Below are 24,281 nucleotides of genomic sequence, written 5' to 3'. Positions count from 1 at the left end.
CGTCAAATCCAAGGCAACTTTGCTATACGAAGGAGAATAATCATGAGGAAATTTATCAAATCCCTATTTCATAAGCGGTCATTTGCTGATCAGCTGGAGACTTATCTCGAAGCAACGATGTTAAAGTGGAAAAAACGCATCAACCCTATAACGAACAGAATCGGATTTGGCATTTATTTTTACAAGAACATCACCATTAATTTAAATCGCTTGAACAAGGAAATATTGGAAATTGCCCAAGATAGCGCGAAGCTTTCGCACTTCAACAAAACCACATTTCCCAGTTTCATATCCGTCGTCGACGGCATCCATACAAGGATGTTCACGCATCTGCCGAATCATGTCATTCAACAAATTACAACTTTAGTTAAAAGGCTCCCAGGTTTCAAAGAACTGCAATCGATCTCACGAACTTATGGGTACATATGTGAACTTCAATACAATCAAGGAAGGGTATTTTTCGGATCTTTACAGATACACTTTATTAAAATAGAAAGATTGGCCGCTCCTTAATGGGAAGCATGGCTGGCGTCCTGCCTTTTTTGAATCGCATGCATGCCCATAATGACAGCCACAAGTTCGTAACTATCTAATTCCGCAGATTGGTTTCGCAGTGTAAATGCTCCTGAAGAAAACCATCCGTTTATTTTCTCGAAATGAGCGACAAGCACGCCTGAGGAATCGGATATTTCATATTCTTTTGAAAATGCCGGAGAGGTGATGTCATAACTTCCTCTCCCTTGCGTTTCATACGTGAACTTTTTGGAAAACATCGCAAATCGGCTTCGCAGAACACCGGCCAAACTCCCACCCGGATGCGAAACCTCCCATTTTCCTGACAAGAACGGAAATCCTCCTTTGTAGAGCAGCCGATCATTTATACCATACACATCGATGGCCGAACCAAAGGAACTCTTTAAATCCAGATGCCCCATGTTTTTTTCCTCGCTGTCCAATATCTCCGTAAAACCTGCATTAAAAAAATTATCACGAAAAAATAAATTCATTTTCTCTCCTCCTTCAGTTAAAATCATCTAAACATGATGCGGAAAGGAAGTTTGCGGGTATGAGACACACGACTTCAACAATTCCAAGAGCAGCTGTTCGGGGTTCATCGTTGGGTGTTATTTTCATGGCGTTATTCGGCACGCTTTGGGCAGGGATCGGAATCGGCGGGCTTCAGGGATGGGGTTCCACTTGGCTAATCATCACGGCAGTAATCGTTGGTCTACTGCTACTCTCTGGCGGCATTTCACTGCTTGTTGCCTCCAAACAATTATCACAACCAGCCGATTCCATTACACGCCGCTGGAGACGTGTGTGGATGTGGTTTGGTATCATTTTCACCATAGAGGGTGCGGCAATTGGAGCCGCAAGCGCCATATGCACCGCTGCAAACCATTTTAATCTGCTTTTTCCCGTAATGGCCATTATCGTAGGTGTTCATTTCATTCCGCTCGCACCGTTGTTTCGGATTAAAGCTCACTATGTAACAGGAACACTTCTTACCTTGCTTGCGATTGTTACCCTTCTGTTTGTTCCTGAACATGCAATGATTGGCGGTCATCCCGTCATTACCTGGTGGCTCGTCGTCGGTTTTGGATCCTCACTGATTCTTTGGAGCACAGGGTTACAGATCTGGCTAGTAGGCAAGAGATGGGTAGCTGCTTCGCTAATTAACAAGGAACAATAGCGTTCACCCCATAAGTGAGTGAACGCTTTTGATTTAGTACTAAGCAAATACTCGTTTCATAAAAGCTAAACTGTCACGTTGATCTGTTTCGGGATCTCGGACTGTACATTCCGCAGAAATCATCCCCTCATATCCCGAAGCCTTCAGCGCTGCAACGAATTGTGCATAAGGATACTGACCTGTTCCCGGTGAGAATCGCCCTGTATCCGCTAAATGGATATGCTGCAGCCAAGCTTTGTTGTCGATTAGCGTTTGAAGCGATTCTTTCTCTTCATCCATATGATAAAAATCCGCCAATACCCGAATAGACGGGTGATTAACTTGTTTCGCGAAACGAACAGCTTCGGAGACACTGTTAATGAGGTTAGTCTCTTTTTTATTTAACGGTTCAATCACCAACGTTACGCCAGTCCCAGCAAACTCTTCACCGATACGGGACAACAGCTGCGTGAACTGCTCCTCTGAGCGGTTCTGTTCCCATCCGTCGGGAATATTACGCGATCTCCCGCTCCCCAGAACGACATTTTTGGCTCCGACTTGATTTAGCGCCTTAGCCGCTTTATGTATATAACGCTGGAGACGCTCCTCATCAACCTCAGGCCCAACAACTTTTAAATCGCCAGGAAAAAAAATATTAAATGCGCTGACTGGGAGCGGGCTGTTCATAAATAACGGCAATCTTGCCGCATATTCCGTTTCATTTTCCAAATTTAAAGAAACTAGCGCACATTCTATGTAATCAAAACCCAAATCCTTCAATTTCTCAGCCTGCTGAATCTCACTGCACCAACCAAAGGTATACATAGTCATCCATCCTTCTTATGTTCAATTTTTATGAAAAAGAACTAATGATAGCGCATACAAGCCCATGTTAATTAAGACGCTATGGAGTGGAAAAAGTTGCTTGTCTTCTCTTTCAGATTCTCGGGAAACTCAAGCCCAAACTCGTTGAAACCAATCGTAAGCCATTTTACCTGAAATCTCATGAGTGCCCTCAAAAAGATCTAATGCCAATTTCTCTTCTGCTTCTAAAATCTGATAAATGCATCGAATCTGCTCATAAGCCTGCATGGTTGCGTGTTCAGGAAAAATAGGATCACCTTTCCCTGCTTCAATGAGAAGTGGTCTAGGGGCAATCAAGCCAATCAGATCCGGCATCTCAGCTACAAGTGACAGACCTGGCACATAATTGTCTATACAGTGATGGATGGATAAAATGCTAGCTTGAAAAGTGTTCGTATACCCACTTACGACAGCTGCCGTTATGCGATGATCAATAGCCGCAGCGAATGAGCAGACAAGTCCGCCTCCGGAAATCCCCATACATCCAATCCTCGCGGCATCTACATCATCACGTGTGAGTAGATAATCTACACAGCGCAAAGTTTCAAACACACGATAGCCAGCCATCGTTTGGCCCATGGCCAAGAGAAACGTAGATAGACTGTGACAAGAGTTTGCATCTTGTTTTTCACTGCTCAACTTACGATCACCAAAGCCTAAAAGTTCTGGTGCAACAACGATATAGCCTTTATTGACAAGCTCTACAGCGAAATCTTTCTGATAGCCCTTGTCTCCTGTTTTTTCCTCACCCTCTATCGTTAGGCCTACAATATCCTTACTGCCATATCCGTGGCCATGGCAGGCGATAATGGCCCCCACTCGCTCTTCGCGTTCCTTCGGAATAAGTATGTAAACGGGCATGTAGAGGTCTGGGTATGTTTGAATTTGAATTCTTTCTCTCGTATACGTGCCGCAATCCACAGATTCCAGAAGATCAGGACCAAGTTCAGGAATCTTCGCTGGAAACCCACCTAACAACTCAACAAAACGCGAACGTAACCGCTCACTCCAGTTAAACCATTCCTCTTCTGAACTTGCTTGAAATTTTCCGGACGGCGTTACACGATCGTACAGATGTTTAAAATAGTGATCCGGGTTCCACATGACAGTCAGCACCTCGTTTTCGATTTAAAATTAACACCGATGGACTGCTTTTTATTTCAGCTTCAAACGTTCTCTTATCACAAATCTCAACTGTTCTTTCTCCTCTTCGGGAATCCACTCTGTTAATCTGGCTGCAGCAACTGGTAACATCCATGGATCAATCTCGTCCAATTGTAGATTGGAGTGGGCAAGATAATAATTGAAGTACACATGCCCCATCCTCTCTCTCATGGCTTGAAGTTGATCCTTCACATGGCTCGGAGCAGCTTCAGGAAGCGTACCGTAACGGAACAAAATCAATGTGCGAGCAATGTCCCCGGCAGGATGGCCAACCATGCCTGTCATCCAATCAATGATCCACCTCTTCTCCCCAACCATCGCGTTATCCGGATGAAAATCGCCATGACAGACACGGTTGCCGTTTGGCAGGGATTCAAGGATTTGAAGAATTGCATGTTTTTCATCCGTTGAAAGCTGAGGAGCTTGATGAATGTTATGCGCTAGCACTTCCTTTTGTTTACGAAAAGGCTTGCCCCTCTCATCGGCAGGGACTTCACAACGATGAAGTGTAACATGCATGTCAGCTAGCACTTGTGAAAGATCATCCAGTTCTTGCGGATGCTCTGCCATTTTCTGAAGGAGTGGCTTGCCTTCTATGTATTCAAAGTTAATGCCGATTCTTCCCTCCATCTCTACTAGCTCATTAACTCTCGGGACAGAAATACCAAGCGATGCAACTTGTTTGGTCATCTCATATTCATAGATAATTGCCTCTTTTGGAAATCCGCTGCGGTATAACTTGATTACGCTTTCATTATTTTCTTGGAAAATCTCGGCTGTTCTTCCCTCAGCTATTCGCTTCATCCAGTGTTCCTCTCTTTTTGACTTGTTTCCTTATTTTAACATAGGATCAACGCTTGAATCGATATAAAAAAGTTCGTCAAACCCAAAAAAGACCGTCAGGTCTCCCTGACGGTCTCGCTCCACCTTTATTCGAACATAGCCCTCGCGATTACCGCAAGATCGTTAATATCAATAATACCGTCTTTGACTAGATCAAATTTCTTGACCAAGTTCCAATCTGGGCTTGACTCTGTTTTGCCATAGTTCGCAGCGGCAATTGCGATATCACCGACCGTTACTTTGCCGTCTCCATTGACGTCTCCTGAAGGGCTGGTATTTACAGAGCTCGTAAATGCTTGCAAAGCTTGATTCAAGCTGCTTGTTGCTTGATCGATTTCTGCCTGCGTAACCGCGTTTGCGGCAACCGCAATGGCTGTATTGATTGCTGCTTGCAAAGTAGCTTTGGAACCTGTTGGGTATTGACCTGGTGCACTACCTTCAACAGCCGCTTGTAGAGTTGCTTGCGCTTGAGCAATTAATGTATTCAAACCTTCTTTGTTCAGATCATCAGTGCCAGTAACCTTTACGTTATACGTAACAGCATTAAGTGTACTCTCTACACCCGCTGAGTTAGCAATTTGCACGGAAGAAAGCCGAATACTTGCATTAGCCGACTGTTTAAGAGCTTTCCATGTTAATTTAAGCAGTCCTCCATCCGTGGAAACGGCATGATCAGCGCCTAGGCTTGCCAGCAGAATACGTACTTTGCCAGGCACATCCTTATTCACAGAAACGACTTCAAGACCAGTTTTCAGTGATAATGCTGAATCAAAAAGGAAGGTATCCGCATCATAGCTGAACGTTAAATCCTGTGCGAAGATAGCATCCGACGCGTTCGTCGAAACATGCGCCAGTCCATAGTTCACATCAAGGTTATGGCCAACTGCAACTTGAGACACACCTGTCAGCGTTCCTGTTAATTCAGTCGGTTCAGTTGGCACGGTCACATTAGGCACATCAGCCTTATACATCGTTAAATAATCCAAATTGACATTCCCGATACTGCTTTCATCAATTCGGTAACTAATGACATTTTTACCCGCTTGTAAGGCCAAACGTTCAGAACCTGTAAACCATTCATCCCAGCTAATCGCTGTTTTGTCCGGAGCAATCGTCTTCACATGTTCTCCGTTGACATAGACATTGATTTTTGCTCTTGCAGGTAATTGGACGGTAGGATTCGAAGTCGATTCCCCGTTTACTTGTTCCCCATAAGCGTATCTTAAACCAACGATATAATCCCCAGCTTCAGCTGCATTGACAACAAAATTCGCTTCAGCGCCTGATTTCTTGGGCAAATGAATGTAACCTGTTCCCTGGAAGTTCAAGTGGCTGTTTTCTTTCGTGATATCCCCTAATAGAACAGCATCTTCGGCTTGATACATATCTCCTTGTCCCAGATCACCTGAAGGCAGGTCCTGCCACTCATTTGGAGCAACTGGCGTACCAAAGTTTGGCGTACCATCGGCATTCCAACCGAATTTTTTAATATTGACCTGTCGCCACCAGTTCCGCCCTGTATCTTGATACACCCGTGAATGATACATCATCCAATCTTCGGTACCATCTACGGATTTCACAAAACTTGCTCGAGCTGGCCCTGAAACATCACTTGTCGATACGAAAACATCATTTTTGCGCGTCCAAGAGCTCGGGTTTAAGAAGTTCCCATCCGTATTCATAAAATAAGATAACCGGTAACCGTCGGATTGATAGTCACCCTCGGACATCGTGATGAATACTTTGCCGTCACGCTGCAAGACACGAGGACCTTCCCCGCCTCCGCCCGGCAAGAATGAACGGTCAACCGTAATGGTATAAGGATTATCCATTGGAGCAATGGCCGGACCGATTGGTTCTCCGGAGCCCAAAGTGCCCCATACGGCGTACAGCTTCCCTTTATTTTCAAAAACCGTAAAATCGTTCGCTTGCTTATAGACACCATTTTCACCCGCATATAGAGCACCTTTGTCAACATAAGCCCCTTGCGGATCATCCGTAACGGATTGCAGAACTGTCGCCATATGCTTGTAATCATAAGCTTTCAAGTCGGCACAGTAGTAGATATACCATTTCCCGTCAAAGAAGAAGATTTCCGGAGCAAAAATCCGGGTTTGGGTTCCTTGTGAATCAAAAACCAGCTTCTTTTCCCCTTGGTCTGTCAGGGTACGGGATTTGGATACATACACTTTATTCTCAGAGTCCAGGTTACTGGAAGAAACGAAGTAATAATAGCCGTCTTTGTAAGTTACAAATGGGTCCTGCCCTTGATAGAGTGGATTGCTAAATTTGTTATGTATAGAAGAACTTGTGACACCCATCTCTTTCATAAAAGCGGAACGAGCGATGGATACGTTTTCAATTCCTTGAATTAGCGCTTCAACCTTATCTCGGTCATTCATTTGTGCAGCATCAATCGTATTCAGCAGCTCTTCAGCCGTTTGTTTAGCCGTTTGGAGATTGGTTCGATCACTTGCCGTTACTTTATCTCCAAAATTGTCGGATAAATAATCCAACTTTTGAATTTCTGCGGTTAACTCGCTTTTTTTCGTTACCAGCGTACGATCTGCCGGCAAATAAAGGGCAGATTCAGGAACGATTTGTCGCTGCTGACTTGCACTTTCCCATTCCATCTTGAGCCAAGTACCGCCCCAACCTTGTAAATATTCAACTTTGATGTCATAGTGTTTGCCAGCTTCCAAAGAGATAGGAACACTATCTTGCGGTTTTTCCCAAGTTTGCTGCCAGAAGTCAATGATCAGCTGCCCATTAACCCATAGGCGAAACCCATCGTCACCAACCATATGGAAGGTATAGTCTTCTGTGTAGGCAGGAACTATTGTACCAGTAAAACGTGCCGTATTATAATCAGGTGTTCCCGAAAATTGATTAAAAATACTGCTAAATGAGTCTCCATTCAGATTGCCAATAGCTCTTGATCCACGCAGATCATCGAATTTGAATACGGTAATATCTGTTCGATTATCAGGATTCGGCACACATTTAAAGAAATCCCCCATCAATCCATGTCCATCCGAAATTGGATCTGCAGCACGAGCATTCATAGGCATATTGATCGTACATGCAAATAAGATAAAAGCCATAAGTATCCCTATTACTTTTTTCATCGGTAATCTCCTATTCTCATATTCGTTTCTACTCCGTGGATATTCTGCTAACGTTCCGAGTTCATGCAAGAAACAAAGCCAGCAGCCTCGTCGCCTAGTGACACACCGCGTAACCTCCTTCCCCTATCTTGCTGCGTGTTTTTAACTTAACATATTTTCAAAAATATAGATTTGTAATATCCCGAGCTTTTTTACAATTATCTTCCCTTTTTATGTAAGTAGATGATACGGAACTAAAATCGTGCACAAAAACAAAAAAACTGACGCCGATTTTGTCCGGACGACAGTTCAATTCAGTATAACTTTCTAAAGCGTCATAGCTTGTCCATATCTGGCCAAGAACTCTTCCTTCTCCTTGTAATCAGGCATCACGCTTCCCACTCGTCTCCAGAAGGAGCGATCATGATTCATATGGGTGAGGTGACATAACTCATGGATGATGACATAATCAATCACGTCGATTGGCGCCATGGCTAAACGATAATTGAAGGTTAATTTTTTGGCAGAGCTGCAGCTTCCCCATTTGGTTATGGACTCTTCGATTTCAATCTCCTTCGGTTTAACCTTTAATTGTGCCTGATAGATCTTGATGCGTTCGGCAATGATTTTCTTGCAGCTTGAGAAATAGAACTTCTTAAGATTTATTTTCAACTCTTCCTCAGTAAGCCCGGTGGTCTCGATTAATTCATGGAGAAAATAATATTTTCCAAGATGAAGGAACTTTCCTTCCTCTTGATACTCTTTTATTCCAACGGTTTCTTTCGATTTCTCTATAAGCTGTAATTTCTCTACGATTTGTTTCCCATGCTGTTTTACAAGGCTTATTATAGTCTCCTGGCTTGTATCGTTAGGAGCTTTAACGGTCATGTAGCCTGTGTTATCGATTTGAATGGATATTTTCTTTCTAACGCCATATGAAACATGAAATTCAATCGTCCTATTTTCTAACTCCATTTTCATCCTAGTCATCGTTCCTTTTCTTTCACTACGGTTCCTTCTCATTTTACCTTTCTCAAGAAAAAAAGACCAATCCCAATGTTGGGGACTGGCCTTCCTGCTTACTCGCTTTTTTGTTTCTCAACGGTGTCTTCTTCCAATAATCCCTTCGTTCCTTGTCTAAACTCCTTGATCGTCGTACCGAACGCACGGCCCAATTGAGGCAGTTTCGTAGGTCCGAACAACAATAACGCCACTACTGCAATGATGATAACACCTGAAACACCAATACCTGAAAGCATGAAAAGCACCTACCTTCTGACCTGAATTCATTAAAATTTCACCATAAGCGCTGTGATGTACATAATGAGAATCCCTGCCGATAAGCCGCCAAAATTCAACCAGGAAACAGGCGACAAACTGCGTTTTTCGGATTCTTTGAGCATCATTTTGGAAATTACATAAATGACTTGAAGAATAGCGCCAGCGCCGATTCCGAAGAATAAAGCCGCCAATGTATCGTTGAAAATGAATCCACCGGCCCAAGTTCCGATGATGGCTGGCCCTCCTGCGATTAAAGCTAATGTAACAAAAGTCTTCCAGCTAGGACGCTCTTTAAGCAATGGAGCAGCGATCCCCACGCCTTCTGTAATATTGTGCAGGGTAAAACCAATGATCAAAAAAGTTCCCAGCGCTGCCTCTCCGACAGCAAATGCGGACCCAATGGCAAGGCCTTCACCGAAATTATGCAAACCGATGCCTGTAGCGATTTTCCGGGACACTCTGCTCCCCTCAAGCGTTCTGCTGCTTAATTTGCGGTCATTCGACTGGTCAACGGCGATCAAGAATAAACAGCTGAGAAGTGCGCCAAACCATACTAAGCCAGTACCCTGGAACACACCAGGAGCTGCGGCTGCCATTTCAAACCCTTCCTCGAACGTATCAATGACAAGAAAAAATAAGAGCCCTATCGTCAAGGAAAGAATCACGTGCATGCCTTTCACTGAAAACCGACGTAAGAACGGATACCATAGCAGTCCTAACCCCACAGGAATGACACCGACATAAAATCCAATTAAGGCATATTGAGCAAAAAGCTTTCCTGTCGGAGTTGGCGTAGCTGCTGCTGCTGCAACCTCACCTGTGAAAATTAATCCATTGGACGTGATTAATTTGATTTCATGCGGGTCCCCTTGCACCCACGGGTAGGGAATATGAATCGTTCCTCTCTCGAATCGTTGCAAGGTGTCACTTGGTGAAAACTCTGCGTTCCAAAACGCTCCGTCCACAACGACTTGAGCAATTGTTATTGCCTCAGGGCCTGAGTTCAGAACCTTCACTTGAATACCATCATCATTCAGCGTGATTTTCTCAACGTTCACAACTTCAATAGGTGCAGCGGGCTCACTTTCTATACCAGTACCCACTTTGGCAATCGTACCAATGATTGCAATTAACAAAATGAGCGGGAGAATTCCCCATAAGATAGCTTTTAATGAAATGGATGACGTTTTGGTTTCCCTTTGATCTGCGTAACTCATTGAGCCATTACCTCCTTTCTTATTCAGCTATGAAGAAGCCCATCCAACCAAGCTCGGCAAATTCACTTTGATGAGCATGAAACATATATTTCCCGGCGGATGGAAACACGATTTCCAGAATACCGCGTTCCCCTTGGCATTGCATGATCGTATCCGTAAATTGAGGACGAGCCTCAGGGTCCGCGCCGGTTGCGTAATAGTTGAAAAAGTTCGCATGAAGGTGAAAAGAATTAATCAGATCGAATTCCGTCAAATTACTGAGATAAATGCGTACAAGTTCTCCGACCTGCACTTTAATCGGTTCTTGTTGATAGGCAAAAGCATACCCGTTCACCGTGTAAATTTCGTTTTCTCCATCGAGATCCAAATCAAACCCGTTCATGACCATACTGAACTCTCGCGCTGCAGCTCTTGGTTTCTTGGGATCAATGATGAAATTTCCATATAATCCCTTATGAATATGTCTGGCTAATGGAGCAACATGGCAATGATACACATGCATACCGGCTGGTTTGGCTTCAAATTCGTAAGTAAACGTATCTCCGGCATTGACAGCTTCCAACCCATCCATATTCGTCGGATGCATCCCATGAAAGTGAATGGAATGCGGATGGCTCGTTGCATTTCCGAAATGAATACGAAGCACATCGCCTTCGGTACAACGAATGGTCGGACCAGGAATTGTGCCGTTAAATGTCCAACCTGGGAACTTAATGCCCTTGGCGATCTGAACTTCATTCTCATAGGCGGTAATTTCATACTCACGCAATGTTCTTCCGTCCGGAAGTTTACTTACCTTGCCATAATCAAATGCTGTCAATGCCTTCTGGGCGGCTTTAAATCCTTCGGTAGCATCATTACTTGGCACATAGCCATGCTTCATGCCTTCATGCAGCTGCCCTTTCATCGCCTTATGAATGTCATGTTTATCCGCTACCAAGGTCGACTTTCCAAATAAAGTGGATGGATGTAATAAAGCAGCTCCAATTACAGCAAAAGCCCCGGCACCTCCCATTTTTAAAAGTTTACGTCTTGAGATCTTATCACTCGAGCCACGCAGCATTGTTGTACCCTCCCCCATTAATATTGCTTGTTTACAATTATTTTGCACTAAGGAAACATTTTGCGTAAAAATTTTGTTTCCAATGGGACAAAAAGTTTGCCCAAGGAAACACTTTGACTTAAATATATGCTGTAACCTGGTTTTTGTAAACCATTTTTTTGTTAAGAAAAAATATATTTATATCGCCACTGCTATCTGCGCGCCTCTATTTTGCCCTATCTACTAAGGTGTCCAATCAAATTTAATCCATAGATCATCTAGTATAGTAGGAGCATCCCAGAGGAGGGAATGGCATTGAAATTGGTTGAAATAAAAGGTTCCTATGACGCAATCGTTAGTTTAGGCAGTGCTTGCAATCCTTCGCTTCAATTAAAACGTCACCAGTTGAGAACGTTTTCAGGTCCGCTGGATTGGCATGTATCTCTTTCACTTTCTGACGTAAACCGTTTGTTGAAGAATAAATTCCATAACTTTATGGATTTGAACAATATGAGATTAATAGACGGAGTTGCTCATTTATTAGATGACGGCGTCCCTATTCAATCTGTAAAGTCGCATTTTGTAAAAGATACTTTTTATAATATTCTTTCCGTACATGATTTTCCCATTGACCCAAACCAACACTGGACGATGACATACCCTTCCTATCGGGAGAAAATGAGCCGTCGAATAGACAGATTGATGGATAAGATGCAAACCAGCAGAAGCATGTTATTTGTGAGATGGGCCGCCAATTATGACCAGGCCGTTGAGTTACAATCGGTTTTATCCGAATTGGTAGATGGTCAGTTTAGCGTCCTGATCCTCTGTCCAGCTGAGGGCACCAATGCGGTGACATTATTGGATTGGGGCATTGAAAGAGTATGTGCGGTGGAGGTTCCTGCTGACCCTAATCGGAATGCAACATGGGATTATGTCTTCCAAGGGGTTAAGATCAACTAGGAAAAGAGAAAAGCAGGAGTGATCGGCGTTATTCAGCCAATCCACCTGCTATTCGGCATTATTTTTTATACACCTTATCGTACGCGTCTTGATAGATGGAGATGAATTGATCCATACCGGAATCTTTAAGACCTTTCAAGTAAGCGTCCCAATCCTTATCAATGCTTTTGGCGCCCATAATGAACTGCAGCATGGATTGTTTCACGTAATCCGTAATAATTGGCTTTAATTGCTTAACCTGATTCGCTTGTTCATTTGTCAAGAAAATATCCGTCGGGAACTCTTCCTTCGGTTGATGCCCTTCGTACAATTCCTTCGTTGCCTTGTACAAACGTGTTTCCAATCCATCCATCGTATAGATATCTTGGCTCGCAGCATACGATGTTTCACGATATTCAGCTGAACGAAGGTTCGGTCCCATTTGGTTCCAGTGGTCGTTCTGTACCTGGCCTACGCCGTAAGAAGTTTCTTTCACCTTGAACTTAGCGGCAGTTCCACGCGTGTTTTTATCATTCGCATCCGCTTTCACCCAGTTGCGATTTTCCTCTCCAAAGTTGGACAACGTCGTGCCTTCATCCGAATAGAGATAGTCCGCCAAACGAATGGCTGCTTCCGGATTTTTGTTTTTGTTCGTAATGGCAAATACGGAATTCCCAATCCCGATATAGTGCGCAGTGAACGAGGCTCCATCCGGACCCGTCAGCGGAGCAATCGGATCATAGTCCTTGTGGCGAGTCGCCGCCGGCGATGCATCGGTGAACTCACCGAACCAACCTGCCGGAATTGCACCTGCAATGGCCGTGTCAGGGCTGTTCCCTTTTTGTGAAAGCGCATCTGATTTCTGCGTAAATGCTTCCTTATCAATCAAGCCTTCTGCATACAATTTATTCAAATATTGCAATCCTTTTTTAAAGCCTGGCTGGTCTACAGCTGTTCCGAGCTTACCGCCATTTAACACGAAATAGTTATTATCGGCATTAAAATATACGAACGCGTTCATGACGAAGGTTTCAATATCCGTATGCCAGCCCGTTGGCGAACCGGTGAACGCAATTTCATCGGCTTTGCCATTGCCATTCGGATCTTTCTCCTTGAAAGCTTTCAACATGTTGTAGAAATCGTCCGTCGTCTTCGGCGCACTCAGACCCAACTTCTGCAGCCATTTCGAGTTCACCCACATTTTGGCGGAGAATTGGCAGTGATAGCACTCATTGACCGAAGGAATCGCATAGATATTGCCATCCGGCGCAGTAATTGCTTTTTCCAGATAAGAAATATCTTTGAACGCCTTTTTAATATTTGGCGCATATTGATCGATCAGCTTATTAAGCGGCAGCAAAACGCCTTGTTGACCGTATAACAACTGCTCTTCTTTCGTGAGATCCCCTGACATGAAAATATCAGGATAGTCGCCACTTGCCAGCAGTAATTGCTTTTTCTCTTTCAAAGCTGCCGCTTCGCCAGGTACAAGCTGCCAGTTCAAATGAATATTCGTCTTATCTTCCAAATATTTGGTAAACCAGTTTGTATTCAAATCCGCAATATTCGCCGATTGCGGCGCGAAAGCACTCATGTTGATTTTGCTTTTGGCGATCGGAAAGCCCGTAACATTCACGTTGCTTCCTCCATCTGAACTTCCGCCTCCATTGGGAGTAGCGCTGTTCGGCTCACCGCCTCCTGATGTGCAGCCGACCACAAACGTAGTAATGAATACGATTAGGGCTATCGATTTCCATGTTCTATTGTTTCTTTTCATCCCCATACTCAAACCCTCCTTGTTTGTCTTCGCCAATCCATCTTCGTGGGGGCAAACCGGAGTTATCCGCTGCCTCGCATCCCGCCTTTCATCCTTCACCAGGAATCAGCCTTTTAATGAACCAATCAGTAACCCCTTCACAAAATGCTTTTGCACAAAAGGATAAAGAATAAGAACAGGCGCACTTGCAACGACAATGAGTGAATATTTAAGCAGCTCTTTCAAGCCCTGTCTCTCCGCTAGTTCCCTGACGTCTTTAATCATTGTAGGATCAATCGAGTTCAGGATTAGAATGTTACGTAAAATAAGCTGCAGCGGATATAAGTTAGCGCTCTTCAAGAAGATTAGAGCTTCGAAATAAGAATTCCAGTAGCCAATTGCATACATGAGCACTAGAACGGCAATGATCGGTTTAGATAACGGGATGACGATTCGTGTTAAAAATTTGAAGTCGCTGCATCCATCCAAATGTGCGGCCTCCGTTAGCTCGGAAGGAATCGACGTTTGGAAAAACGTCCTCGCCAGAATGACCTGCCAGACGGAAATCGCACCTGGGATAATCATGGCCCATCTCGTATCGAGCATCCCCAATCCTTTTACCGTCAAATAATAGGGAATTAAACCTCCGCTGAAAAGCATCGTGAAAACAAACAAAGCCGTGATCACATTGCGTCCATAAAAGTTTTTACGAGAAAGCGGATAAGCAGCCGTAATTGTCAACGATACGCTAATTAGGGTCCCTACGACCAGATAGAACAGAGAGTTGCCGTACCCTTTTAAAATTTGCGGGTTCTGAAATACGGCTTGATAACCTCGCAGTGTCGGCTCAACAGGGAGAAGCCACACTTTGCCTGAAATTACAGCAGATGATGAACTGAATGAAGAGCTGACGATATAAATTAGTGGATACGCTACGATGACTAAGCAAATGATCAAAAACAGATAGACGAAAAACAGATAAACACGATCTATACTGCTTTCAACGATGCGGGTCGTTGATTTTCGTGATTTTAACGCTAAGGCTTGTTCGGAATTCATCATCTACACTGCCTCCTACCACAGACTTGTCTCGGAATTTTTCCTTGCCACATAATTTACAACGATGAGCAGCAGCAAGTTCACGACGGCATTAAATAGTCCGACCGCTGCGGAGAAACTAAAGTTCGCTCCGACTAATCCCATTTTGTATACATAGGTCGAAATGACTTCGGAAGCCCCAACGTTGATGGCATTTTGCATCAGATACACTTTCTCAAACCCTACGTTCATGATCTGTCCTGCATTCAAAATAAGCAAGATCACAGCCGTCGGCATAAGACTCGGCAAATCGATATGGATCATCCGCTGGAAACGTGATGCGCCGTCCACTTTCGCCGCCTCATATAAGTGCGGATCTACCCCGGCCAAAGCCGCAATATAGATGACCGAAGCATATCCGGTAAACTGCCAGACATCGGAGAGCACATAGACAGTTTTGAAATACTCCGGCTTTGACATAATATTTTCTGCTGGAAAACCGAATTTATCGGCCAGTAGATGGACAAATCCAAGTTGTGGAGAAAGGAATAACATAATGATCGACACCATGATAACGGTGGAAATGAAATAAGGCGCGAAGGTGACTAGCTGTACGGCTCGCTTAAACACGCCATTTCTCAACTCGTTTAAAGCTAATGCAAGAATGATAGGCGCAGGAAAACCTACAATTAGTGAATATAGGCTTAAGAGAGCCGTATTTTTAATAATTCGCCAGAAAATCGGCAGCCGGAAAAATTCAATGAAATGTTTGAAGCCAATCCAATCGCTCCCCCAGATCCCTTTGGTTACGACATAATTCTTAAACGCAATTTGCACGCCAGCCATCGGTACATATTTAAAAATAAGCAAATATAGAAGTGACGGCAGGATAATCAGATAGAGCTGCCAGTTTTTCCTTACCATTCTCAATGCTATACTCATGGTAACTCTCCCTCCAAGATGCATTTAATAACCTATTTGTTTAAGCGCTTACAAGGACTATCATAATGGACTGTCGAACAAATTTATAGGGATCATTTTTAAGATGAACTGTCCATTCATAAGGTGGTGTGCCTCATTCCAAAGAAGCTTGCTTTCAACTATCAGAACTTGTCTATTGTCAAAAAAATGGCGATAGGCTACATCGTGATCATCTTTATTCCGATCATCTCTTTCGGACTATTCCTTTATAATCAGAACTATAACAGCTTTCTGGAAGAATACGCGCAAGGCAGACAAAAAATCGTGAATCAAGTGTTAAATAATATAAGCATCAGCACGGTGCAGATTGAGTCCGCCTATCAGCTATTCCAAAATAATTCCAATACGATCGCTTATCTAAGCGGGAATTATCGGACCGATTTTGAACAAGTTTCCAACTTCTTGACCTATATTCGCCCTTTATTTTCCTATATCCTGTCATCCAATCGAATGATTGATGGTATGACGATTTACATGGAACAGCAAAATGGGATGATTTTCCGACCGGAAATGGCCAGAATGGACGAGTTCAAGTTAGGAGAAGGCATCAGGAAGCTCCCGTTGGGTGTAGGCAAATGGATAACGTTCAGCAATGTATCCGATCCAAACATCGACCTCCATTATGTTCACAAAATAGGGAATCGGAATTTTGAGCAGGACATCGGCCTACTCGATATTAAAGTTACCTCCAAGCTGATTAAACCGCTGTTTGAATCGTTAAATTTGAATAGCAAAAGCAATCTGTATGTGCTTGATCAGGATCACCAAGTCATCTCGCGTATTGAGAAAATTTCACTAAATAAAGTTTCAGAAAAGTCCCTATTGGACGATGCCTTCCAAACCAACATGAAGTACTACTATCAAACTGTAGGCGGAGATAAAATGTTGATTGAATCCTTTTATGCTGACAGTTTGAAGCTGCATTTTGTTATGATGGAGCAAGTAGATGATGTCTTTAGCGGAATTAAGAAAAACAAATATGTTCTTGTGATGATCGTAACCATCCTATTATTAACGTTATCCGGTATGTACTACTTAATCGCAAGTTCCATTACGAAACGGATTTTGAAGCTTTCCAAGCATATGCGGCGTGTCGATGAAAACCACTTCCCCCTGTATGTAGGAGAAATTAATAAAGATGAAGTTGGGCATCTGACCTCCTCTTATAATGCCATGATCCGGCGAATGGACGAGCTGGTCAATACCGTGCACCGCTCTGAAATGCTGCGGAAAGAATCCGCTTATCAGATGATGCAAGCACAAATCAAACCTCATTTTCTCTACAATACGCTTGAATCCATACGCATGATCGCAGAAGCAAATGATGATCCGGAAGCGGCCGAAATGTCCTATACATTAGGCAAGCTGTTCCGCTACAGTTTATCGGGATCGAAAAATGAAACGACCTTGAAAGAAGAAGTTGAAAATGTCAAAGACTATATCAAAATTCAGCAAATCAGGCTCGGTGACCGGCTGCAAGTAAGTTTCATGATTGACGCAGCGATCGATCATTTTATTTGTCCCCACTATATTTTGCAGCCAATCATTGAAAATAGTATCGTCCATGGGATTGCAACCGTAAGAAAACAAGTTACCCTCTCCATTCGTATTTGGGAAGATGCCACGTTCATGTTTATTTCTGTTAGCGATACGGGAGCGGGTATTAGAGAAGATCGGTTGGCACGGGTTCAAGGTGTTTTAAATGGTAAAATGGATGCTTCTCACCTGCAGAGCGGCGGTGGCGGACTCGGCATCGTGAATGTCAGTGAACGCATCAAAATGTTTTTTGGCGAAGGTTCAGGTACCCAGATCACGAGTAAACTTAACGAGGGAACGACTTGTTTACTCAAATTAGGCAAGGGGGCAGCTCAATGAAGCTTATGGTTGTCGATGACGAACCGATCATATTGAATGGCATTATTCGTATGATAGAGAAAGCGAACACTTCTTTTACCGAAATTGTCGGAGCAAGTGATGGTATTGACGCGCTGCACAAGCTGGCAACCTTTCAGCCCGATTTGATCCTAACGGATATTCATATGCCTGAAATGGACGGGCTCGCGCTTATTAAAGAAGTACAAGCGCAGCATTTTGGCAACCGCTTCGTAATTATTACCGGTTACGACGACTTTGCGTATGCTAGACAAGCGCTGCGTTACCAAGTCGTTGACTATTTATTAAAACCAATTAATAAGGTGGAACTGGTAGGCGTGCTCGAAAAAGTTGAACAGACGATTCGGATCGAACAGCGCCAAATGAGAGAACATGACCTGCTGATGCTGAAGGAGCATCTCCTTTATGATATGCCCTATGAGGACATGCCGCTCAAGCCGGAGCAGCTGCACACGCTTCTACCTGATCCGTTTATGACAATCCTCGTTTTTCAACCTAATGAAGATACGCCGATGTTAACGGTTGAACGCATGAAACAGATGTGTAACGTGCTATCTGAGATGCAGTTTAGGGCTTACACTTTTCAATCCCGGTTTTTAAGGCAAACTGTGCTTATCCTGAACGGGATGCATGTGCCATCAGAGGCAGAGCTGCAGCATGCTTGTGGTGATTTAGTAGAGAGCGGAAACACGCAAAACAGCGGGCTTGCCATTGGCGGCAGCGGCAGAATCATGGATATAGATAGCTTGCGGGAGCTTTACATGGAAGCGGTGGCTGCCATGCTATTTAACCGGCACTTCGAAAACTGCAGCTTCAGCGTATATCGAAAAGATGCTGAACCTAGCGGCCATGAATTGGCTCCAGTCCAAGCGAACAATTACTTGATTGCTTTCGAGCAAATCGAAAAAGAGATGCATTCTCTGCACCTTCATTTCCCTGACTGTGATCACAAGATCAGACTTCGTGAGTTGTTTCTCAGTCTTGTTAGTGATCACAACCAAATAGTTGGCACAATGCCTGATTTCGCTACTCATTCTAAAACCACAGGACAGCTCCTCCCCTTTGAGCGGCGTCCTGAGCACAGTCAGCCACACACGCAAGCTATCGATAAAATCGTTTCCTTTGTCGAACAAAACTATAAGTTGGATTTATCTCTCGATGTGGTTGCCGACCATGTGCAAATGCATCCGAATTACATCAGCATGCTGTTTCGCAAAGAGATGGACCTCACCTTCCTTCATTACTTGCATACGTTTCGGCTCGCCAAAGCCAAGCAGTTCATGCAGGATCATCCTGACTGGCCGATCAATACCATTGCTGAACTCGTCGGTTATGAAAATCCGCGGCATTTTTTCAAAGTGTTTAAAAAATTTGAAAACACAACGCCCGGACAATACCGGCTCGGAAGTTCATCGATTTAAAAGTAAAAAGAAGCAATTGGCAGCTTCCCCGCCAATTGCTTCTTTTCTTTTACTTGAGAATCGAACTCGCCTGCTGCATGATCTCCTCGATCAGATTCCCGGCTTTCTCTCCGTCCGTTAGCATTCTGGTCCCTTGCCCGGCCCATAAAGACATATATTCCGCATTACGCTGCTCAGCCGAAGCATTTCGAATATCTCTTGTAATCGTATTCTGGGTCGGGAACGGCAGCGGTTCAACGCCTCGCTCGTCCCATTGCCGAATAAACGAGTTCACAATGCCTCTCGCCGGGCGGCCTGAGAATGCCTTCGTGATAACGGTGCTTTCCTCCGTACTTCTCAAAAGCGCTTCTTTGTACGCCACATTCGCACCTGATTCAAAAGCGGTCAAGAACCGGGTTCCCATTTGTACGCCTTGGGCGCCAAGGGCAAGCGCTGCAACGAGACCACGTCCGTCCATGATCCCTCCAGCGGCAATAACAGGAATGCGAACTTGATCCACGATTTGCGGTACCAAGGCCATGGTGCCAATATTGGCTCCCATCGGATGGCTCGAAATGTCAAAGGTTCCACGATGCCCTCCTGCTTCGCTGCCTTGTGCCACTATCGCATCGCAACCGGCCTGTTCAGCCAAGATAGCTTCTTGCACAGTCGTGACCATCGTAACAATTCGTAAGCCAGCTGCTTTTGCCTTCTGCCTATCAGATTCCGAAACAACACCGAAAGCCGTGCTAATGACTGGCACCTTCTCTTCCAGTAAAACAGCGATTTGCTCATCGAAATAATCAGGAGTGCCGACGTTTTCCCCAGTAGCTTCCGCTATCCCCAGTTGGCCGCGCACCTTGTTAAGTTCCTGTTGCACGATTTGTGTTCTCGTGTTGTTGTCAGGCACCCGAATCGCAAATAGATTGACTCCGAAGGGAGCATCCGTCAACTCCCTTAACTCCCGGATAGCCACTCGAATCGCGTCCGGTGTCATATAAGCGGCACCTATCGTGCCGAATCCACCGGCATTGGAAACGGCTGCCGCTAGATTCACAGTGCCTGGAACCCCTGCCATTCCGGCCAAAAATAGGGGGTATTTGATTTTAAAAATGCGGCAAATATCCGTTGTAAGTTGAAGGCTCATGTTCTTATGTCTCCTTTGAAACGCGCTAAGCATCAGCGAGCGCACGCGCAATAATTGTTTTTGCCTCTTCGGCAACTGCAGCCTCTTGGTCATCAATGGCCTGCATCCAGATCAACATAGGTATGTACACGGCGATTAAACGAGCTAAACGATTCGTCTCTTCATCCACTTCTCCATACTCGGCAAAAAACTCGCACGAGCACCTGGTGGTAAAAAGCTATAAACAACATTCAAGTCACAGGCAGGGTGGCCGATATTCATATCCCCCCAGTCTATGATACCGGAAATGGCTCCGTGCTCGTCTACCAGCATATTTTTAAAATGCAAATCACCATGCAGAAAGATATGTCTTGGTTCTACTGGTTCTGTGTTTAGTTCATGCAAATAATCGGCCATTGCCTGATAATCTTCATCACTGATATGAGCTCTGAGATCAGCTAGAAAACCTAGCATTTTCTCTTTTCGTAATGCAATATCGGTTAGATTCCTATGGTCAAACTGGATTCCGCTCTCTACAGCAAATTGAACAGGAAATGAATGAAGCCTTTTTAAAAATTGGGCAAGAATAGGTGCTGATAACGTTCGTTGCTCATCCGTCAATCCAATAGGGAAATTGCCTGTTAAATAAGCATATCCAAGAAAAGGTGCCGGATATTCATAGTCGCCTTCACCAAAATATAGCGGTTTAGCATAGGGAATGGGTATATACGCCTCAAGCATCGGTAAAATTTTGCCCTCCATTTGTAATGGAGCAATCGCCACTTTTCTTCTTGGAAAGCGGAAAACGAAATCATCACCTACGCGGTATACGGTATTATCCCAGCCATATCCAAGTTTATGTATCGTTAAATGCGCTAGCTGGGGAAACTGGCTTGTGATTAACTTCTGAGCTAAATCCTCTGAAACCTCCCACTCCGCATCCCAAAGATTCGAACCTCCCAATTGCCTCTACCGCCTCTTCATCAAAATCAACTCAAAAAAAGAAAACCGCGCAATGCGCGGGTGATGAAAGCTTTCTTTTTCCTTGCTTTATTGGAATATACGATCCAATTTAAACTAAAATAGCTTTCCAAGAAGCCTCTATCGTCTGTTGGATTTTGATATCCGATAGCTCAAATTTCTTCACATAGTAGCCTTTGACAATGGACGAAACAATCCCATATGTGATGGAATTGCAAAAATTCACATCCAATTCCCGAATGACGCCGTTTCTCTGCCCTTCTCTAATCAGAGCCAGGATCGCTTCGCGAGAAACACTATCATCTTCCAGTTTGCGTAATTCAGGTTTGATGCAAGGCGAATACGAATAAGCATCGATGAATCGGAAATGCTTGGGAAATTCCACTGCGAAACGAATCCTGTTCGTATGAAGACATTTAAAGCGCTCATACAAGCTTAACTCCGCATCGTAGCCCATCATCAGGTGATCACCGAGAAGAATTCGACATTCCCGATACAGCTCATTGATAAGCTCTTCCTTATTGCTGAAATAGTTAAAAACTGTACCCGAGCCTACATTCGCTCTTTTCATAATTTTGGCGAAAGTAACGGCCTGCAGCCCTTCTTCATCTATTAAATCCAACGTAGCATTCAAGATATCTTCTCGTTTACTCATTATACACACCTCGTTAACCTCAACTTTAGTATGTACAACTTGGAACGTCAAGTATTCGGAATGTATATTCTGTAATTTCATGGTTTTTTCAATAAAAATGCGGCGAAGTGACGCTATTTCTGATGAATCCTTCATACATTTGGAATGTTCACTCCAAAAATGTGTTGACTTCTTCTTTCTCAGGCCTTATGATGTGTTGGAACAAACACTCCAAATACGAAAGGGAGATCACACACATGTCTTCATCCGCTTCTGCTTTAAATGGACGATCAAGCACGTCACCGATCGTTCTGGCCATTATACTTGCATGCCAACTTATGATTATTTTAGACGGCTCGATTGTTATTACTTCGCTGCCGGAGATCGGACGCAACTTGCACCTGTCTGCAACAGATTTATCCTGGGTGCAAAATGCTTACTCATTAACCTTCGGCGGACTTCTGCTGCTCGGAGCAAGAGCGGGCGATCTCTTAGGACGCAGACGCGTCTTTATGGCCGGCATCGCCGTATTCACGCTGGCATCGTTAATCGCTGGCTTCGCCAACTCCGCTGAGAGCTTGCTAATCGCTCGATCGATTCAAGGCTTAGCTGCCGCTTTTGCCGCACCATCAACGCTTGCGCTGCTTATGGTTAGCTTTCCGGAAGGCAAAGAGCGGACGCGCGCAATCTCCCTCTATAGCGCCGTGTCCGGTGCCGGCGGGAGCGTCGGACTTGTGCTCGGAGGCGTTCTGACAGATTTGATATCTTGGCGCTTAGGCATGTTCATCAATGTACCTATTGGTATCGCACTTATTCTTTTAGCTCCACGTTATCTCAAAGAAACGCCGCGGTTAAACGGCCGCTTCGATTTCTCAGGCGCCGCCACTTCAACAGTCGGAATGACTTCCATTGTATACGGCTTTGTCCGCGCAGCCTCTAACGGCTGGAGCAATGTTGGGACGATCGCATCCTTCCTTATCGGGATCGTACTGTTAGCCCTCTTTATCCGTATCGAAAAGAAAGCCGAACAGCCGATTACACCGCTCCGCTTGTTCGCAAGCCGTGAACGCACTGGCGCTTACTTAGCGCGACTTCTGTTTGTAGGCGGCATGTCTGCCATGTTCTTTTTTCTAACGCAATTCCTGCAAGGTGTAACGAACTTTAATGCACTCGTTGCTGGGATTGCTTTTCTACCAATGACTGGCGTCATGTTTAGCATGGTCTATGCCGTTCCTCGGTTGCTATCACGCTTTGGAGGCACAAGATTGATGATCGGCGGCGTATTCCTTGCTCTTATCGGGATGTTCTGGTTAAGCCGCATCACCGTAGATACTTCCTATTTTCCAAATATCGCGATTCCGTTAGTGATTTTGGGTATTGGGGCTGGGGTCGTCTTTATCCCTCTTACATCATCCGGAATCGCCGGTGTTGAACGCAGCGACGCAGGTGCAGCTTCCGGTCTTGTGAATGTCGCTCATCAAACAGGCGCTTCCTTGGGGCTTGCTATCTTGATTACCGTGTTTGGTTCAGCGAGCCGCGAAGCCGTTACTCATCCGCTTGCAGAAGCAGCGCAACAAGACCAAGCTCGGTATGTACTCGCTCACGCCTCCGCAGCTTCCATCACAGGTTCTGTCGTCTTTATGGCGCTGTCGCTTATAGCCATTATTGTGCTCATTCAGAAGAAACACGCGCGTAAAGAAATACAGTCTCCTCAAGTCGAAATTAGTGAAGTCAGCGTGCATTAAGCTTGACATTATGCAAAAAGAGGCTCTCCCGGAGGTCATGACATGACCTCCGGGAGAGCCTCTTCGCTATTCGCTCGGAACAAGCGCTATATGCTTGGCTAGCGAGCCATCAAAAGGGAACAGGTTACGACGAACCCGCTCCTTTAACCCCTCTAATTCCTGACGAGCTTGCTGAATCAAATCGGTTGGATAAGCAAACTTGACGGCATTGCTCGCAAATTCGTCTTCATCAACAACCATCCATTCGCCGCCTATCTGAATATAGTCCAGATCTAAATCTACAAAGGAAACTTTATTCCCATCCAATTTGGCAGGTTGGTTAATATTGCAATAATACTGGCGGACCTTGCCGCCGACGATGTCAGCACTTACCGTAAACCACGAATCAAATGAAAAAAATTCAATCGTCCATGTCTCCATCGTAAACACTTTTTGCTTCGTATAATGATGTAACTGTCTTCCCTTTTGGCCCAAGACAAAAATATGAGAATCCGTCTTTTCCAATAACGTTGTGTTCCATTGGTAATGAGGAACATTTCCGTATTTCAAGGCTTGAATTGTTATTTGATTATCCATGCTGTTATCCTCACGTTAT

Annotated in this window: 21 protein-coding genes and 1 pseudogene; 6 read left to right on the top strand and 16 right to left on the bottom strand. The window is 44.4% G+C overall.

Annotated features, from left to right (window positions below; translation table 11 throughout):
* Window positions 1–42: 42 nt before the first annotated feature.
* Entirely contained in the window at window positions 43–513 is a 471-nt protein-coding gene (locus ACKTT9_RS17790; RefSeq protein ID WP_407872620.1) for a hypothetical protein, read from the top strand.
* Here the strand turns inward: ACKTT9_RS17790 and ACKTT9_RS17785 are convergent.
* Window positions 510–1,007, bottom strand: coding sequence for a hypothetical protein (locus ACKTT9_RS17785; protein ID WP_407872619.1), 498 nt, complete (start codon window positions 1,005–1,007; stop codon window positions 510–512). The genes ACKTT9_RS17790 and ACKTT9_RS17785 overlap by 4 nt on opposite strands.
* A 59-nt stretch (window positions 1,008–1,066) precedes the next feature.
* On the opposite strand from ACKTT9_RS17785, the gene ACKTT9_RS17780 reads away from it, so the two are divergent.
* The gene (locus ACKTT9_RS17780) at window positions 1,067–1,693 is read left to right on the top strand and encodes a hypothetical protein (RefSeq protein ID WP_407872618.1); all 627 of its coding nucleotides are present in this window, start codon (window positions 1,067–1,069) and stop codon (window positions 1,691–1,693) included.
* 39 nt (window positions 1,694–1,732) lie between these two features.
* Here ACKTT9_RS17780 and ACKTT9_RS17775 read toward each other — a convergent pair whose 3' ends face one another.
* The 8 genes from ACKTT9_RS17775 to ACKTT9_RS17740 all read right to left on the bottom strand — a co-directional run bounded on the left by ACKTT9_RS17775 (window position 1,733) and on the right by ACKTT9_RS17740 (window position 11,211).
* Window positions 1,733–2,497 (bottom strand): sugar phosphate isomerase/epimerase family protein, encoded by a 765-nt coding sequence (locus tag ACKTT9_RS17775; RefSeq protein ID WP_407872617.1) that lies wholly within the window; start codon window positions 2,495–2,497, stop codon window positions 1,733–1,735.
* 129 nt (window positions 2,498–2,626) lie between these two features.
* Entirely contained in the window at window positions 2,627–3,640 is a 1,014-nt protein-coding gene (locus tag ACKTT9_RS17770) for an alpha/beta hydrolase family protein (RefSeq protein ID WP_407872616.1), read from the bottom strand.
* Between the two features lie 51 nt (window positions 3,641–3,691).
* Window positions 3,692–4,504 (bottom strand): phosphotransferase family protein, encoded by an 813-nt coding sequence (locus ACKTT9_RS17765; RefSeq protein WP_407872615.1) that lies wholly within the window; start codon window positions 4,502–4,504, stop codon window positions 3,692–3,694.
* Window positions 4,505–4,629: 125 nt separating this feature from the next.
* Complete coding sequence (locus tag ACKTT9_RS17760; RefSeq protein WP_407872614.1) at window positions 4,630–7,671, bottom strand: family 43 glycosylhydrolase; 3,042 nt, start codon at window positions 7,669–7,671, stop codon at window positions 4,630–4,632.
* Window positions 7,672–7,977: 306 nt separating this feature from the next.
* Window positions 7,978–8,631 carry a M48 family metallopeptidase gene (locus ACKTT9_RS17755; RefSeq protein WP_407872613.1) on the bottom strand — a complete coding sequence of 218 codons (654 nt, stop codon included), beginning with the start codon at window positions 8,629–8,631 and terminating at the stop codon, window positions 7,978–7,980.
* 98 nt (window positions 8,632–8,729) lie between these two features.
* Window positions 8,730–8,909 carry a twin-arginine translocase TatA/TatE family subunit gene (locus tag ACKTT9_RS17750; protein WP_157326409.1) on the bottom strand — a complete coding sequence of 60 codons (180 nt, stop codon included), beginning with the start codon at window positions 8,907–8,909 and terminating at the stop codon, window positions 8,730–8,732.
* 30 nt (window positions 8,910–8,939) lie between these two features.
* Window positions 8,940–10,148, bottom strand: a complete 1,209-nt coding sequence (locus ACKTT9_RS17745; protein WP_407872612.1) for a ZIP family metal transporter — start codon at window positions 10,146–10,148, stop codon at window positions 8,940–8,942.
* Between the two features lie 19 nt (window positions 10,149–10,167).
* Window positions 10,168–11,211, bottom strand: a complete 1,044-nt coding sequence (locus ACKTT9_RS17740; RefSeq protein WP_407872611.1) for a multicopper oxidase domain-containing protein — start codon at window positions 11,209–11,211, stop codon at window positions 10,168–10,170.
* 288 nt (window positions 11,212–11,499) lie between these two features.
* Here ACKTT9_RS17740 and ACKTT9_RS17735 point away from each other — a divergent pair, with 288 nt between their 5' ends.
* The gene (locus ACKTT9_RS17735) at window positions 11,500–12,153 is read left to right on the top strand and encodes a DUF1796 family putative cysteine peptidase (RefSeq protein ID WP_407872610.1); all 654 of its coding nucleotides are present in this window, start codon (window positions 11,500–11,502) and stop codon (window positions 12,151–12,153) included.
* Window positions 12,154–12,211: 58 nt separating this feature from the next.
* Here the strand turns inward: ACKTT9_RS17735 and ACKTT9_RS17730 are convergent, their stop codons facing one another.
* The 3 genes from ACKTT9_RS17730 to ACKTT9_RS17720 all read right to left on the bottom strand — a co-directional run bounded on the left by ACKTT9_RS17730 (window position 12,212) and on the right by ACKTT9_RS17720 (window position 15,868).
* Window positions 12,212–13,915 (bottom strand): ABC transporter substrate-binding protein, encoded by a 1,704-nt coding sequence (locus tag ACKTT9_RS17730; protein ID WP_407872609.1) that lies wholly within the window; start codon window positions 13,913–13,915, stop codon window positions 12,212–12,214.
* 99 nt (window positions 13,916–14,014) lie between these two features.
* Entirely contained in the window at window positions 14,015–14,950 is a 936-nt protein-coding gene (locus ACKTT9_RS17725; RefSeq protein ID WP_315949994.1) for a carbohydrate ABC transporter permease, read from the bottom strand.
* A gap of 12 nt (window positions 14,951–14,962) precedes the next feature.
* Window positions 14,963–15,868 (bottom strand): sugar ABC transporter permease, encoded by a 906-nt coding sequence (locus ACKTT9_RS17720; protein WP_157326415.1) that lies wholly within the window; start codon window positions 15,866–15,868, stop codon window positions 14,963–14,965.
* 204 nt (window positions 15,869–16,072) lie between these two features.
* On the opposite strand from ACKTT9_RS17720, the gene ACKTT9_RS17715 reads away from it, so the two are divergent.
* Together ACKTT9_RS17715 and ACKTT9_RS17710 are read left to right on the top strand one after the other, a co-directional pair.
* The gene (locus tag ACKTT9_RS17715) at window positions 16,073–17,782 is read left to right on the top strand and encodes a sensor histidine kinase (protein ID WP_407872608.1); all 1,710 of its coding nucleotides are present in this window, start codon (window positions 16,073–16,075) and stop codon (window positions 17,780–17,782) included.
* A complete protein-coding gene (locus tag ACKTT9_RS17710) occupies window positions 17,779–19,221 on the top strand; it encodes a response regulator (protein ID WP_407872607.1) in 1,443 nt (480 codons plus the stop codon). Before ACKTT9_RS17715 ends, ACKTT9_RS17710 begins: the two co-directional genes overlap by 4 nt.
* 49 nt (window positions 19,222–19,270) lie before the next feature.
* Here the strand turns inward: ACKTT9_RS17710 and ACKTT9_RS17705 are convergent, their stop codons facing one another.
* The 3 genes and pseudogenes from ACKTT9_RS17705 to ACKTT9_RS17695 all read right to left on the bottom strand — a co-directional run bounded on the left by ACKTT9_RS17705 (window position 19,271) and on the right by ACKTT9_RS17695 (window position 21,962).
* Window positions 19,271–20,347: an NAD(P)H-dependent flavin oxidoreductase gene (locus ACKTT9_RS17705; RefSeq protein WP_407872606.1), complete on the bottom strand. Its 1,077-nt coding sequence runs from the start codon at window positions 20,345–20,347 to the stop codon at window positions 19,271–19,273.
* A 25-nt stretch (window positions 20,348–20,372) separates the two neighbouring features.
* Window positions 20,373–21,289 (bottom strand): annotated as a pseudogene (locus ACKTT9_RS17700) (phosphotransferase).
* Window positions 21,290–21,398: 109 nt separating this feature from the next.
* Entirely contained in the window at window positions 21,399–21,962 is a 564-nt protein-coding gene (locus ACKTT9_RS17695; protein WP_407872605.1) for a TetR/AcrR family transcriptional regulator, read from the bottom strand.
* 236 nt (window positions 21,963–22,198) lie between these two features.
* On the opposite strand from ACKTT9_RS17695, the gene ACKTT9_RS17690 reads away from it, so the two are divergent.
* A complete protein-coding gene (locus ACKTT9_RS17690) occupies window positions 22,199–23,686 on the top strand; it encodes an MFS transporter (protein ID WP_407872604.1) in 1,488 nt (495 codons plus the stop codon).
* Between the two features lie 66 nt (window positions 23,687–23,752).
* Here the strand turns inward: ACKTT9_RS17690 and ACKTT9_RS17685 are convergent, their stop codons facing one another.
* Window positions 23,753–24,262, bottom strand: coding sequence for a DUF402 domain-containing protein (locus tag ACKTT9_RS17685; RefSeq protein ID WP_407872603.1), 510 nt, complete (start codon window positions 24,260–24,262; stop codon window positions 23,753–23,755).
* Window positions 24,263–24,281: the final 19 nt, after the last annotated feature.

The sequence above is a fragment of the Paenibacillus sp. P36 genome (assembly GCF_045866505.1).
GTDB classification, from domain to species: domain Bacteria; phylum Bacillota; class Bacilli; order Paenibacillales; family NBRC-103111; genus Paenibacillus_E; species Paenibacillus_E chondroitinus.
This window is presented reverse-complemented; position numbering and strand designations above follow the sequence as displayed.

What these genes read in the sequence shown, in the direction of transcription:
- ACKTT9_RS17725 (WP_315949994.1), bottom strand. Translation starts at nt 14,950, where the DNA reads ATGATGAATTCCGAACAAGCCTTAGCGTTAAAATCACGAAAATCAACG.
- ACKTT9_RS17785 (WP_407872619.1), bottom strand. Translation starts at nt 1,007, where the DNA reads ATGAATTTATTTTTTCGTGATAATTTTTTTAATGCAGGTTTTACGGAG.
- ACKTT9_RS17690 (WP_407872604.1), top strand. Translation starts at nt 22,199, where the DNA reads ATGTCTTCATCCGCTTCTGCTTTAAATGGACGATCAAGCACGTCACCG.
- ACKTT9_RS17775 (WP_407872617.1), bottom strand. Translation starts at nt 2,497, where the DNA reads ATGTATACCTTTGGTTGGTGCAGTGAGATTCAGCAGGCTGAGAAATTG.
- ACKTT9_RS17740 (WP_407872611.1), bottom strand. Translation starts at nt 11,211, where the DNA reads ATGCTGCGTGGCTCGAGTGATAAGATCTCAAGACGTAAACTTTTAAAA.
- ACKTT9_RS17705 (WP_407872606.1), bottom strand. Translation starts at nt 20,347, where the DNA reads ATGAGCCTTCAACTTACAACGGATATTTGCCGCATTTTTAAAATCAAA.
- ACKTT9_RS17710 (WP_407872607.1), top strand. Translation starts at nt 17,779, where the DNA reads ATGAAGCTTATGGTTGTCGATGACGAACCGATCATATTGAATGGCATT.
- ACKTT9_RS17790 (WP_407872620.1), top strand. Translation starts at nt 43, where the DNA reads ATGAGGAAATTTATCAAATCCCTATTTCATAAGCGGTCATTTGCTGAT.
- ACKTT9_RS17735 (WP_407872610.1), top strand. Translation starts at nt 11,500, where the DNA reads ATGGCATTGAAATTGGTTGAAATAAAAGGTTCCTATGACGCAATCGTT.
- ACKTT9_RS17720 (WP_157326415.1), bottom strand. Translation starts at nt 15,868, where the DNA reads ATGAGTATAGCATTGAGAATGGTAAGGAAAAACTGGCAGCTCTATCTG.
- ACKTT9_RS17765 (WP_407872615.1), bottom strand. Translation starts at nt 4,504, where the DNA reads ATGAAGCGAATAGCTGAGGGAAGAACAGCCGAGATTTTCCAAGAAAAT.
- ACKTT9_RS17760 (WP_407872614.1), bottom strand. Translation starts at nt 7,671, where the DNA reads ATGAAAAAAGTAATAGGGATACTTATGGCTTTTATCTTATTTGCATGT.
- ACKTT9_RS17755 (WP_407872613.1), bottom strand. Translation starts at nt 8,631, where the DNA reads ATGAAAATGGAGTTAGAAAATAGGACGATTGAATTTCATGTTTCATAT.
- ACKTT9_RS17770 (WP_407872616.1), bottom strand. Translation starts at nt 3,640, where the DNA reads ATGTGGAACCCGGATCACTATTTTAAACATCTGTACGATCGTGTAACG.
- ACKTT9_RS17685 (WP_407872603.1), bottom strand. Translation starts at nt 24,262, where the DNA reads ATGGATAATCAAATAACAATTCAAGCCTTGAAATACGGAAATGTTCCT.
- ACKTT9_RS17695 (WP_407872605.1), bottom strand. Translation starts at nt 21,962, where the DNA reads ATGAGTAAACGAGAAGATATCTTGAATGCTACGTTGGATTTAATAGAT.
- ACKTT9_RS17750 (WP_157326409.1), bottom strand. Translation starts at nt 8,909, where the DNA reads ATGCTTTCAGGTATTGGTGTTTCAGGTGTTATCATCATTGCAGTAGTG.
- ACKTT9_RS17730 (WP_407872609.1), bottom strand. Translation starts at nt 13,915, where the DNA reads ATGGGGATGAAAAGAAACAATAGAACATGGAAATCGATAGCCCTAATC.
- ACKTT9_RS17745 (WP_407872612.1), bottom strand. Translation starts at nt 10,148, where the DNA reads ATGAGTTACGCAGATCAAAGGGAAACCAAAACGTCATCCATTTCATTA.
- ACKTT9_RS17780 (WP_407872618.1), top strand. Translation starts at nt 1,067, where the DNA reads ATGAGACACACGACTTCAACAATTCCAAGAGCAGCTGTTCGGGGTTCA.